The following is a 12,588-nucleotide window of genomic DNA, read 5'->3' as shown; positions in this document are numbered from 1 at the left end:
AAGTTTAACACGCGGATCGGGGTCGTTGCCGCTGCCTCCGCGGAGGGAGGACAGGATGATTTATCCGCAGATTACGCCGATTACGCAGATTCATTTTTGTTGTCGGGGAGGTCGGGGCTGAAGGTTGTTCGGCGTTCTGTGCAAGACAGCGGGATAGGGTTCCGGCCCGCCCGTTCCTGGGCGTTGGTGGGGCAGCGATGGGCACGGGCCTGTCAGCCGGCATGGACAATCGGCGCAATCTGCGGATAGATCCTGATCTTTTTGAAATCCTGTCCATCCTGTAAATCCTGTCTATTCCCTCTTTTCCTGCACTACACTGGGCGTATGTCGAAGCCAAGCTCCGCCCGCGCGCGTCTCCCGCGCGCCATCATGGACGCCCTCGTCGGGCATGCCCTGCGCTCGCCGCGCCTGGAGGTGTGCGGCCTCATCGGCGGCGTCGGCGAGGTGGCGGTGAGCCGCTACCCCGTGGCCAACGTGGCGCGGGATCCGGCCCGCCGCTTCGAGATGGACCCGCGCGCGCAGATCGATGTCTTCCGCGCCCTGCGCGAGGAGAACCAGGAGCTCTACGCCATCTACCACTCCCACCCCGACGGCCCGGCCGAGCCCTCGGCCACCGATCTCGAACAGGCCGCCTATCCCGACGCCTTCTACCTCATCGTCTCGCTGGCCGGCACCGCGGCGCCCGAAGTGCGGGCGTTCCGGCTGGTGGACAACGCCTTCGCGGCGGTGGATCTGGTGGTGGAGGGGTAGGGAGGAGTCCCGGCGGCTGCGATGGGCCGCGGGGCTGTGCGGATGAATCCGCACCTGCAATATCGTGTTCCGTGTTCCGTGTTCCGTGTTCCGTGACCGGTGACCGCACCGTATTCCGGACGTATGGCCGGATTCATCCGGCCATGAACGGCGCCAGGGCGCGGAAGCGTGGGGGCGGAGACCTGGGCTCCGCCCCCGGGGTCTGTCCGTCGCTGCGTTATCCCGCTAGCGCTGCAGGCGGATGGTCAGGACGGTGCGGCGGTTGGGGCGCAGATCCACCTCCTGGCGGTGGGTCCGGTAGCCGTCGGCCCGCACCTCCACGGTGTGGTTGCCCACCAGCAGCCCCACCTGGTAGGTGAGGTCGCGGCGCGGGCTGAGCTTGCGCCCGTCCACGTAGACGTCGGCGCTGACGGGGTCCACCATCAGCAGCAGCCGCCCGGCGGGGATGACCTGGTCGCCCCCGAAATCCCCCTGGCTGGGGCCGTAGATGCCCGGCGGCGGGGCCCAGGGGTAGTAGTAGGGGTAGGGGCTGTAGTAGTAGGGCGCGTAGGGGGCGTCATAGACATAGCCCGGGTCGGCGCTCGCCGTCGTCGGGGCGAAGCCCGCCAGGGCCGCGGCCACTATCCAAAGCACTCTGCGCATCTGTCGGCTCCTTCCGTCCCCGCGGTCCCGGGACGGCCTCACTGGTAGCGGTAGTACTGCTGCGGGGTCCGTTCGACGATGAAGTCCACCGCCTTCTGGATGGCGGCGCGGATGGCCGACTCCATGGGGGTCTTGGCGAAGCCGGCGAGCCCGCCGCCCAGGTCGCCGCCGATGCCGCCGATGCCGCCGGCGAAGCTCGAGGCGGTGGCCTCGGTGCTGGTGGCGGAGACGATGCGGCCGGTGTTCACGTCCACCACCCGCAGGTCCATGGCCACGCGGGCGGTCTTCACGCCGCCCATCAGCCCGCCCAGGGTGCCGCCGAACAGGCCGCCCAGCCCCACGCCGACGCCCGAGGTGCCCGGATCGAAGCCGGTGATGGCGCCCATCACCAGCAGCTCGGCGCCCTCCACCTCGCCGATCTGGGCGGCGGTCTCCTGCTTGATGCGCCCGGTGGCGCCGAGGTTCTGCTCGGCCATCACGGCGCGCAGCTTCTGCCGCTCCAGGACGATGTAGCGGTTGGACTGGAACAGGGCGGTGGTGAGCATGTCGCTCATGCCGCGGCCGTACTCCTCGCGATAGGCGCCGCTGCTGGACATCTTGTCCTCGAAGTCGGCCACGGCGATGCGGGCCTTGGGCCCGTCGTAGGCCTCGGCCCGGGCCGATTCGATGTCCGGCCCGCCGCCGCTGGTGACCCGCGCCTGCGGCTGCGGGCCGGTCACGCAGGCCGTCACCAGGGAGGACAGCAGGAGCGCCGCCAGTGTCTTCAACAGGTACGAAGCTTTCATCTCTTCTCCTCCCTCCCTAAGGGTATTTCCTCTCAGAAAAAGCATAGCACCGTGACCGCCGCAGCGGTCGCATGTCTGCACCGGCCCTCAGCGGACCTCGCCCGAGCCGCCGGTTTCGAACTCCTTCAGGATCTGGTCCAGATCCATGCCCACGCCGCCCGGCGGCGGGCGCTGCTGTTGCTGCTGGGGCGGCGGCTGCCGGGACCGCTGCTGCGTCGGCGGGGTGGTGGTCGTGGTCCGCGACGGGGGCGGCTGCTGGGCCTGCTGGCGGCTCCGGTAGAGCTCGTTCAGGCGGGTGCGGGTCTGCACCAGCCAGGGGTCGTCGGCCGGCACCAGCCGCTCCACGGCGGCCAGCTCGCCGCGTACCTGCTGCTCCCACTGGGGGCTGAAGGTGGGCTTGGCGAGCAGGGCGTCCACGGCCCGCTGATGCTGGTTCACCTGGGCGGCGAGCTGGCGCTGCCGTTCCGCCTCCGCCTGGCGCTGGCGCTCCCGTTCGGCGGCCGTGGCCTGCTCCCGGGCCTGCTCGAGGGTGTCGCGGGCCGCGCCGAGGCGCTCCGATTCGGGCAGCAGGCGCAGGGACTCGGCCAGCAGCGACTCGCCGGCGTCCCACTGCCCTTCGGCGGCCAGGGCCTCCACCGCGCCGGCCAGCCGCTCGGCCACCTGCCGCCGCCCCTCCACCAGCAGGGGGTCGGTGGGGGCGACCTGTCCCAGTTCCCGCAGCAGGTCGAGCAGCGGGGCGGCGCCCTCCGCGGTGGGGGGCATCGCCTCCATCCCGGCGGCGAACTGTTCCCGCAGCCCGGCGGCCCGGGCCTCGCGGGCGCGCTGCTCGGCGAACCGGTCGGCGTTGCTCTCGCCGGCCTCGATGAGGGCCAGCTCGGCGTCCAGCGCGTCGTTCACCGCCGCGCCGGCGCCCGCCTCCCGGCCCGCCTCCACCTGCGCCCGGGCCGCGGCCCACTCTCCCTCGGCGCGGGCCGCGCGGGCATGGCGCAGGTAGGCCAGGGCCAGGTTGGCGCGGGCCTGCTCCAGGCGCGGATCACCGGCGGCGTCCGCCGCCAGCGCCGCCAGCAGCGCGGCGGCGTTGTCCTCCGCCGGGGGCGCCAGCCGGTCGGCCCCGATGGCCGCCTCCAGGGCGGCGAAGCGGGCGTCGAGCCGCTCGCCCTGCATCCGGTTCCAGAGGTAGCCGCCGCCGCCGGCCAGGGCCGCGATGACGATGACCGCCGCCAGCGCCGCCAGCAGCCGGCGCCCCTTGGGCGGGCGCAGCTCGGCCATGAACTGCTCCACGCTGGGGGTGCGCTCGCCGCGCTTGAAGGCCAGGGCGTGCTGCAGGGCCCGCCACTGGCCGCGGCCGAGGCGCTTCGGGGTCTGGGGGGTGATGCGGTTGTCCCGCGCCTGGACGGCGGTGAGCCGGTTGAAGGGGTGGCGGCCGGCCACCAGCTCGTAGGCCACGCAGGCCAGCCCGTAGATGTCGTCGCGGGGATCGGGCTCCTCGCCCTCGAACATCTCGCAGCTGGCGTAGCCGGGGGTCAGCGCCCCGAGGCTGCCGGGGTCGAACAGGGTCACGTCCTGCTCGTGGCCGGGGCGCTTCACCGCCCGGGCGATGCCGAAGTCGAGCACCTTCACCACGCCCTCGCGGGTGATGAAGACGTTGCCGGGCTTGAAGTCGGAGTGGACGATGCCCTTGCGGTGGGCGTAGGCCAGCGCCTCGGCCATGCCGTCCACCAGCTCGATGGCCTTTTTCGGCTCCATGCCGCCCGGCGGCAGCTGCTTCAGCACCTGGGAGAGGGACTCGCCCTCCAGCAGCTCCATGGTCATGAAGACGGTGCGGCCGTCGCGGTCGAAGTCGTAGACCGTCACCACGTTGGGGTGGGCCAGGCTCTGGGCCTTCTTGGCCTCCCGCTGCAGGGCGATGAAGGCGTCGGGGTGGCGGCGGAAGTCCTCGGTGAGCACCTTCACCGCCAGGTAGGGGTTGCGGTCGTGAGCCTCCTCCTTGCGCAGGTCGCGGGCCTTGTAGACCACCCCCATGCCGCCGCGGGCGATGATGGACTCCAGCACGAAACGGTCCTTGAGCACGCTGCCGGGGCGCGCCGGCCCGCCCGGCGACTCCTCCCAGTCGGCGGGATTGGTCCAGCCGGAGGAGGCGCCGCCGGTGGTGTTCCCGGCGCCGGTCGCGCCCGGTCCGGCGCCGCTGGCCGGACCCGCTCCCGGCGCCAGCCGGGTGGGCTCGTGCGTCTCCGCCGGCGGGGCGGCGGCGGGGGGGGACTGGAGCCGGGTCTCGCCACCGTCGCCGGTCGCCGGCGGCATGGCCGGGGCCGGCGCGGAAGTCTCCGGTGCGGCGTCGATGCGCTCGCGCAGGGCGGCGTGGACGGCCGGGTCCAGCCCCTCGCTCCGTGCCGCGTCCGCCATCGCGCGCAGCTCGTCCACGGGCAGGTCGCCGGCGGCGAGGGCGGCGTCGCAGGAGTCGAGCAGGGTCGCCTCGGGGAGCCGGCCCTGGAGGTGTTCGTTGAGTGCCGTCTGGAACGGATGCATGGTCGTCGATCGTCAGGGGCGGTGTCGGGGCGGCGGCGTGCCGGACTCGGCCGGCTCCACCCGCACCACCAGCGCCGTCACGTTGTCCCGGGCCCCGCGCTCGAGCGCCGTGTCCACCAGCTGCCGGGCGGCGCGGGGCGAGGGGGTGCGGGCGAGGATGCCGGCAATATCGGCCTCGCTCAGCTCTTTATACAGCCCGTCGCTGCAGAGGAGAAAGAGATCCCGCGGGGCGAGCTCCACGATTTCCGCGTCCACCTCGAGCTTCTCCTCGCCCCCCACCGCCCGGGTGATGACGTTGGCGGCGGGGTGGCTCTCGGCCTCCTCGGGCGCCAGCAGGCCCCCCTCCACCAGCTCCTCCACCTGGCTGTGGTCGCGGGTGAGGCGGCGCAGGCGGCCCTGGCGGAAGCGGTAGACGCGGCTGTCGCCGGCCCAGAGGTAGACGCCGTGGCCCCCGAAGGCCACCAGCGCGGCCACGGTGGTGCCGATGACGGACTTGCCCCGCCGCCCGGCCTCCTCGCGCAGGCGCCGGTTCACCGCCCGCAGCCGCTCGCGGGCCGCCTCCACCTGGTCGCCGAGGTTGTGGGGGGCGGGCAGGGCGCCCAGGGTCTCCACCACCCAGCGGCTGGCCAGGTCGCCGGCATCGTGGCCGCCCATGCCGTCGGCCACCACCCACAGGCCGCGCTCGGGCAGGGAGAGGCAGGCGTCCTCGTTGAGCTTGCGCACGCGGCCCACGTCGGTGACGCAGGCGGAGCTCCAGCGCAGGGGAACGCTCATGGGGCCGTGGCCGTGTCCGCCGCGAGGTTGCGGGTCTGCCAGCCCCAGCGGCTCCAGTCGCCCCCCAGCAGGGCGGAGAAGCCCTCCACCGGCGGCAGTCCCTGGCAGATGAGGAGCGAGCTGTCCACCCGGTCCGACCCCGATGTCCACCACAGGCTGTAGGCGAAGAAGAAGGACTGCAGCAGCTGGCGCGCCAGGTCCGGGGTGCCGCCCCGGATCGCCTCCGGCTGGGGCAGCGGTATGTGCCACGCCGGGTGGCGGGCGGACTGGGCGGGCGGGTTCGGCGGCGCCTCGGCGCCGGCGCCGGCCGGCAGGCCCAGGGCCTCCACCTCGCGGTCGAACGCCGCCAGGTCGAAGCCGTCCTCCAGGGCGGAGAGCAGCAGGGACTCGGCGCGGGCGAACCAGTGGCCGCCGTTGTCGATCAGCTGCAGGGGGTTGCCGTTGGCCGGCAGGGGCGCGGCCAGGGTGAGGGGGAAGTAGCGCCCCACCCGGTCCACGCTGGGCATCAGCAGCCCCGCCCAGCCCTGCTCGCCGCAGATGCCGGGCGAGAGCACGAAGCGCCACAGGGGGCTGGTGAGGTAGATGTCGAGCCAGCCCGGGACGAGCTGTTCGCGGCTGCGGGTGATGCCGTCCTGCAGCCAGCCGTCCCACGGGTCGATGAAGCAGCGCGGCAGGCGCCGGGTGACGAAGTCCCCGTGGCTGGGAACCTTGCCGTGGAAGCCGGTCGCGGCGGGGGTCACAGTCGTTCCGGGCACCGGAAGGCCTCCAGGGCGTCGAGCTTGAACGGATTGCGCACGCTGCTGGCCTGCAGCTCGTAGCTGGCGCTGTGGCCGCCGAGGCTGAAGGTGACCTTGAACCGGTCGCGCACGGCGGTGGGCTCGACGGTGGCCTTGTCCAGCACCCGGAACCAGGCCCAGGGGCCGGTTTCGGTGACGCCCGGGCGGTTGCCGGCGGTGTCCTCGAACACCAGCCGCACCTGGCCGGTGCTGTTGGCCGCCGGCCAGGTCAGGCGCACCTGGCGGGTCGGGCCGTGGCGGTAGTCGGCCAGCTGCCCCTCCAGGTCGAGCAGGAACCGGCTCACCCCGGCGTCCAGGCCCTGGGGCACCAGGGTGAAGCTCACCGCGGGGGTCTGCCCGCCGGCGGGGAAGAAGGCGTCGCGGATGGCGGCGGCGTTCTGGAACTGCTGCAGCACGGCGTTGGAGATGCCGAGCCGGGAGCCGCCGGCGGCGGCGCGCCAGCTCCACTGCGACCCGGAGGTGTCCACGAACGACTCCAGGTATTTCTTGAAGAAGTCGTCCATCAGCCCGCCGGGGCCGAAGAAGCGGCCGAAGTCCTCCAGCGTCGCCTCCCGATCGCTGGAGCGCACCAGCGGGTAGCGGCCGCTGATGGCCTGGCGGTAGAAGGGCAGCACCGTGGAGGTCCAGACGTTGTTGAGGTGGGCGCTGACCCCGCCGATGGTCATGCCGGCGCTGTCGGCGGCCACCCCCTTCACCCAGCCCTGCAGCGGCAGGGGCAGGCGGTCGGCCTCGGTGCGCACCTTGCCCACCACGTCGCCGCCCATGCCGGCCTGGCTGCGGGCCGCCTCCAGGGCCGCGCCGCCGCGGTCCGCCGCGCTGGCGATGGCGTTCACGTAGAGGTAGAGCTCGTTGAGGCTGGCGATGAGGCCGTCGATGGGCGGCGCGCCGTCCTCGGGGGCCACCACCAGCCGGTTGAGGGGCTCGAAGCGCTGGCTCACCTGCCGCTCGGGGGTGTCGGGCGCGGCGGCGGTGGCGGCGCGCTCGCTGAACAGCCGTCCGAAACGATCGCGCAGGGCGCTCACCCGGTCGGTGGCGCGCTCCACCAGCCCCGTCTCGGCCTCCGTCTGGCGGTCGAGCATGGTCTCCCGGGCCACCGCCACCAGCAGGCGCTTGAGCGGGGAGTCGGGTCCGGAGAGCACGCGCAGGATCTCCACCCCCTGGCGCAGGCTGGTGAAGGGGGCGATGTCCAGATCGTCGAGCAGGTCCGACCAGCGGGCGATGTAGTCCTGCAGGTAGAGCCGGCGCACCGAGGCCACCAGCTCCTGGAGCTTCGCCGGGTCGGCAGTGGGGGCCTGGGGGCCGAGGATCCAGCTCTCGCTGGCCAGCTCGCGCACCAGGTCCGGCGCCTGCCGGGCGAACACCTGGTGGTAGCCGTCGTAGGTGTAGAGCCCCGGCACACCCTGGTTCAGCGGTAGCCCGCTCTTGCGCACGAACACCAGCGGCGCGTCGGGTCCCGCCGCGCCGCTGATGGTGAAGTCGGGGATCTCGTTGGCGATCTTCTCCTGCCTGATGCGGGCGTAGATGCGCTGGTCCAGCGGCACCCGCAGCAGCACTTCGCGGGCCCGGGACACCAGCTCGCCGTCCAGCGGGATGGGGGCGGTGCCGGCCTCCCGCTCCAGCGCCGCGGCCAGGTGCGCCTCCAGCTGCTGGCGCTGCTCCTTGCTCACGTCGCGGGGCAGGTTCTGCTCCCAGTCGAAGGCCATCCAGGTGCGCACGGTGGCGGCGTCGAAGTGGTCCGGGTCGTCGAGCATCAGGTAGACCCGCAGCGCCTCGTAGAGGTAGTCGGGCTTGCCCATGCCGCTGCGCAGCTGGTCCTCGAGGCGCAGGATGACCCGCGGCAGGAAGGCGCGCCGCAGCACCCGCTGGTAGACCGACTTCGCCTCGGTGCCGAGCTTGTCGCCCTGGTAGAGCCCCAGGCCCATGAGCAGGGGCACGCCCTCGTCCTTCGCGGCATAGCCCCCCGGCAGGTTGCGCAGCGCGTCCATCAGCGGCAGCACGCTGATGAGGTCGCGCTGATCCGGGTCCATGGCGTCGATCTGCGCCTGGATGGCCTGGACCTGGCTGTCCACCTCGCTGACGTAGGCCTTGTTGGTGGTGTAGCTGGTGGTCCAGGCGGCGGCCGCCAGCAGGGTCACGCCGGCGGCGGCGGCGTAGACGACCCGCTCCAGCCAGCGCCGCTGGCGCTCCAGGCGCAGGTTGGTGCCGGCCAGGTCCGCCTCCGGGAAGGCCAGGTCGCGGAACAGGCGGGTGATGAAGTAGCTCTGGCCGTGGCCCACGAAGGCGGGCAGGGACTGGCGGTCGAGGCGGAAGCTGGCCGCCACCGAGCCCATCACCCGGTCGATGGGGCTGCCCTCCTGGGTGCCGCTGGTGAAGTAGACGCCGCGCAGCTGGGGCGGGGTCTCGAAGCGGCTGGGCTGGAAGATTTCGCCCAGGAACGGTTCCAGCAGCGTCTTGAGGGTGCCGAACTGCTGCGGGAAGGTGTAGATGAGGTTGCGCCGCTGGGGGTCGCGCTCCGCCTGCAGCCGCTCCACCAGGCGGGCGTTGAGGCGCTGCAGGAGGGCGTCGAACTCGGGGCCGAAGTGGCGCACCAGCCCCGCTTCCGTCTCCGTCTCCTCGGCGGGGAAGGTCATGCCCCACACCTGCGCCCGCTCCTCGCGGCCCAGGTCGGCGAAGAACTCCATGAACCCCGCCACCAGGTCGCACTTGGTGAAGGTGAAGTAGATGGGGAAGCGGATGCCGAACTCCTGGTGCAGCTCGTGGATGCGCTGCTTGATGGCGCGGGCGTGGGCGGCGCGCTCGCCCTCGCTCTGCTGCAGCAGGTCGGCCACGCTCACCGCCACCAGCACGCCGTTGATGGGGCGCCGCCGCCGGTGCCGCTTGAGCAGCTTGAGGAAGCCCATCCAGGCGGCGCGGTCCACCGACTCGAAGCTGTCCTGGGTGGTGTAGCGCCCGGCGGTGTCCAGCAGCACCGCCTCGTCGGTGAACCACCAGTCGCAGTTGCGAGTGCCGCCCACGCCGCGGATGGCGTCCTGGCCGAAGCGCTCGGCCAGCGGGAAGTGCAGCCCGGAGTTGAGCAGCGCCGTGGTCTTGCCCGAGCCGGGCGGGCCGATGATCACGTACCAGGGCAGCTCGTAGATGTAGTGGCGGCCGAAGCGGTGCTTCAGGCGCGACTGCTTCAGCACCGCCAGCGCCTCCTCGAAGCGCTTGCGGATGGTCGCCAGCTCCTCGGCCGACTCCACTTCGCCGGGGGCGGGGCCGGCGGGGGCCTCCGCGGCGCCGCTGGTCAGCCCGTCGAGGATGGCCTGGTTGGTGCGCTTGGCCTGCCAGGCCCGGCGCAGCCGGTTGAGGCCCCAGAGGGCGGCCAGCACGGCGATGGCCACCAGCCGCCCGGTGGCGCTCACCAGCGGCTCCCAGCCGGCGAAGCTCAGCAGGGGGCCGAGGAACCAGACGATCACCGCCAGGGCGATGAGCCCCAGCAGGGAGAGCAGCCAGGGCCGGCGCAGGAGGTTCAGCAGGCGTTTCATACGCGGTCTCTCTCGGACAGGCTCATGGGCTCATCCACGCCCCGGTCAGCCCCGTCCATGGGCTTCCACCAGGGTGATCTCCACCCGCCGGTTGCGGGCGCGGTTGTCGCGCGTGTCGTTCGGCACCAGCGGCTCGGTCTCGGCGCGGCCCTCGGCGGTGAAGCGCCCGGGGGTGCCCGTCTCCCGGCCGAGGTACTCCACCACCGACTCCGCCCGGCGCTGGGAGAGGTGCCAGTTGGAGGGGAAGCGCAGCGTGTGGATGGGCACGTTGTCGGTGTGGCCGGTGACCAGCACGTCGCCGGGCACCTGGGCCAGCGCCTCGGCCACCCGCCGCAGCACCGGCAGGTAGTCGGGCCGGATCTCCACGCTGCCGGATGCGAACAGGCCGTCGCCGTGGAGGATGACCGTGCTGCGGCCGTCGCTCTCGGTCACGTCGAGCTGGCCGGCCAGGATCTCGGGGTTGAGCAGCTCGCGCAGGGTCGGCGGGCGGGGCGCGTCCGGGGCCGGGGTCGGCTCGGCGACCGCCACCGGCCGGTTGAACAGGGCCGCGGCCTGGTTGCCCGCCGCGTGCAGCGAGGCGAACACCGGGTCCGAGGCGCGGTTGAGCATGAAGCTGAAGCCGACGTAGAGCACCAGCAGCAATGCGGCGGCCACCGCCCCCAGCACCCACAGGGGGACGCTGCGGGAGAGCGGCGTGCGCCGGTCCACCACCCCCCGCCAGTGGGGCGAGAGCTCGCGCTCGTACTCGCCGCGCTGCTGGCGCAGCACCCGGTAGAGCTTCTCGCGCAGATCCGCCAGGGCGGCCTGGCCGCCGGCCATCACCCGGTAGCGGCCCTCGAAGCCCAGGGTCAGGCACAGGTACATGAGCTCCAGCAGGTGCAGGTGGGCCAGCGGGTCGCGCAGCAGGTGGTCGAGCAGGGCGAAGAACTTCTCCCCGCCCCAGGCCTCCTTGTGGAAGGTGATGAGCATGCCCTGGTTGCCCCAGCTGCTCTCGGCCCCCCAGGGGGTGCCGAGGATGGTCTCGTCCACCAGGGAGCAGAGCACGTAGCGGGCCGAGAGGGTCACCTCGGAGCTGACGCCCTGGCTTCGGGCCCGGTTCTCGAACGCCTTCACCTCCTCGATGACCTGCCGGCGCAGGGCCTCCGGATCGGGGTGGCGCAGGGTGTGGCGCAGCTGGGTGACCAGGGTGAGCAGCGGCGCCGCCGCGCTCACCAGGGGGTTGAGCCCGGTGTGGCCCAGCTCCGCGGTGGACAGCGGCGCGGCCGCCCGCCCGGCCGGGGGCGGCTGGCGCGGAGGCGGCGCACCGGCGGCCGGAGGCGCTCCGGCCGGGGGCGGGGCGGACGGCCCGGATTCCGCGCCGTCCTGCGTGCGTCGCCCGCCCGGGGTGGGACGGATGACGGTGCGGTCCTCGTCACCGGGTTGATTGAAGAAAGGATCGTCGTGGTCCACGGCTCAGTCTCGGATGGCCCAGAACTCCAGTTTCAGACCGGGGAACTCGCCGCCGATGTGCAGGGCGAATCCGCCGGACTGCTCCAGCCCCTTCCAGTATTCGCTGTTGCGATCCAGCTCGAAGTAGTTGTAGCCGGCATGGTAGGGAATCTGCCGCGGCGCGACCGGGAGGGGATGGAGGCCGATGCCGGGCAGGGCGAGTTTGACGAACTGCTGGATCTGTTCCACCGGGCCCACTTTCACCTGGGCCGGGAACTGCCGCCGCAGCGCCTCGGCGCTGATGTCCGCCTTGGCGGCCAGCACGAAGCTGGCGCTGCCGAGCAGCGTCCGGTCGCTGATGGGCGCGACCCGGAAGCCGTACTTGCGATCCTGCAGCGGGATGGGGATGGCCCGCTCCAGCATCACCTTGCTCAATGCGTCGCGGATCTCGTCGAGGAGCGGGTCGTAGGCGGCCTGCGGGTCCTCGTGGGTGTAGACCGGGAACTGGGGCGGGCGCCGCTCGGCGCGGGTGAAGGAGGCCAGCTCCCCGGCCAGCTCCAGCAGCCGGCGGTAGAGGAGCTCGCCGTGCAGGCCGGGCAGGGCGGCGAGGTGGGCCGCCAGCGGCTCGTAGCGGTTGATGACCTGCAGCAGCATGAAGTCGGAAACCTCCGCCACCCCGCCCTGGCCGGCGCCGGAGATGCGCCCCGCCAGGGCCTCGCCCCGGTGGCGCAGAAGCCCCTGCAGCTCGTTGAGGAAGCCCGCCAGGCGCGGGCTCGCCCGCACGTCCAGGCACGGGGGGATCCAGGCCTCGTCCAGCACCACGCCCTTGTCCGGGCGCAGGTCGAGGATGCGCGCCACGCCCAGGCAGGCGAAGCCGTCGCGGTTCTGCTTCTCCAGCAGCAGCCGCGGGAGCAGCCGGCCCACCTGCAGGGCGGCCGGCTCCTGGGTGCCGGCGTTGTTGTCCTTCACCTCCTCCTCGCCCGGCGTGAAGCGCTGCAGCCCCTCGTCCCCGTCGCCGGTCTCGATGCCGCCGGGGCGCCGCACCGGCAGGGCGAGGTACACCACCTGGCCGCGGGCCTCGTCGGGCAGCTCCAGCGGCGCCGGAGCCGGGTCGTCGGCGGGCAGGCCGAAGGGGGTGCCGTCGGGCAGGACGCCGCGGGCGGCGGTCAGCCCCAGCTGCCCCATTCCCAGCAGCCCGGTGTCGATCTCCAGCTCGCGGAAGCCCCAGGGGTAGGGCGCCAGGGCGCCGCTGCGGGCGTCCACCAGGGACTCCAGCCAGCGGTCGTGCTGCTGGAAGTGCTGGGGACGCAGGAACAGCCCCTCGGACCAGATGACTCGATTGTTCCAGGACATGGCGGACCG

General features: G+C 72.8%; 9 protein-coding genes. 1 reads left to right on the top strand and 8 read right to left on the bottom strand.

What is annotated here, in order from left to right:
* The first annotated feature begins 369 nt into the window (after positions 1-369).
* A complete protein-coding gene (locus DFQ59_RS08825; protein WP_170142099.1) occupies positions 370-750 on the top strand; it encodes a M67 family metallopeptidase in 381 nt (126 codons plus the stop codon).
* A 225-nt stretch (positions 751-975) separates the two neighbouring features.
* Here DFQ59_RS08825 and DFQ59_RS08815 read toward each other — a convergent pair whose 3' ends face one another.
* The 8 genes from DFQ59_RS08815 to tssK all read right to left on the bottom strand — a co-directional run bounded on the left by DFQ59_RS08815 (position 976) and on the right by tssK (position 12,579).
* The gene (locus DFQ59_RS08815; RefSeq protein ID WP_114279329.1) at positions 976-1,392 is read right to left on the bottom strand and encodes a PEGA domain-containing protein; all 417 of its coding nucleotides are present in this window, start codon (positions 1,390-1,392) and stop codon (positions 976-978) included.
* Positions 1,393-1,430: 38 nt separating this feature from the next.
* Positions 1,431-2,177, bottom strand: a complete 747-nt coding sequence (locus DFQ59_RS08810) for a CsgG/HfaB family protein (protein ID WP_170142098.1) — start codon at positions 2,175-2,177, stop codon at positions 1,431-1,433.
* Between the two features lie 87 nt (positions 2,178-2,264).
* Positions 2,265-4,703: a serine/threonine protein kinase gene (locus tag DFQ59_RS20050; RefSeq protein WP_211314851.1), complete on the bottom strand. Its 2,439-nt coding sequence runs from the start codon at positions 4,701-4,703 to the stop codon at positions 2,265-2,267.
* 12 nt (positions 4,704-4,715) lie between these two features.
* Positions 4,716-5,477: a PP2C family protein-serine/threonine phosphatase gene (locus DFQ59_RS08800; RefSeq protein WP_114279327.1), complete on the bottom strand. Its 762-nt coding sequence runs from the start codon at positions 5,475-5,477 to the stop codon at positions 4,716-4,718.
* A complete protein-coding gene (gene tagF / locus DFQ59_RS08795; protein WP_245937236.1) occupies positions 5,474-6,232 on the bottom strand; it encodes a type VI secretion system-associated protein TagF in 759 nt (252 codons plus the stop codon). Before tagF ends, DFQ59_RS08800 begins: the two co-directional genes overlap by 4 nt.
* On the bottom strand, positions 6,214-9,798 hold the full coding sequence (gene tssM / locus DFQ59_RS08790) for a type VI secretion system membrane subunit TssM (protein ID WP_114279325.1): 3,585 nt from the start codon (positions 9,796-9,798) through the stop codon (positions 6,214-6,216). The genes tagF and tssM overlap by 19 nt, the downstream gene beginning before the upstream one ends.
* A 45-nt stretch (positions 9,799-9,843) precedes the next feature.
* The gene (locus DFQ59_RS08785) at positions 9,844-11,247 is read right to left on the bottom strand and encodes a DotU family type VI secretion system protein (protein WP_114279324.1); all 1,404 of its coding nucleotides are present in this window, start codon (positions 11,245-11,247) and stop codon (positions 9,844-9,846) included.
* Between the two features lie 3 nt (positions 11,248-11,250).
* On the bottom strand, positions 11,251-12,579 hold the full coding sequence (gene tssK / locus DFQ59_RS08780) for a type VI secretion system baseplate subunit TssK (protein ID WP_114279323.1): 1,329 nt from the start codon (positions 12,577-12,579) through the stop codon (positions 11,251-11,253).
* Positions 12,580-12,588: the final 9 nt, after the last annotated feature.

The organism is Thioalbus denitrificans, assembly GCF_003337735.1.
GTDB lineage: Bacteria > Pseudomonadota > Gammaproteobacteria > DSM-26407 > DSM-26407 > Thioalbus > Thioalbus denitrificans.
The sequence above is the reverse complement of the archived record's forward strand: the minus strand, read 5'-3'. Positions and strand labels throughout refer to the sequence as shown.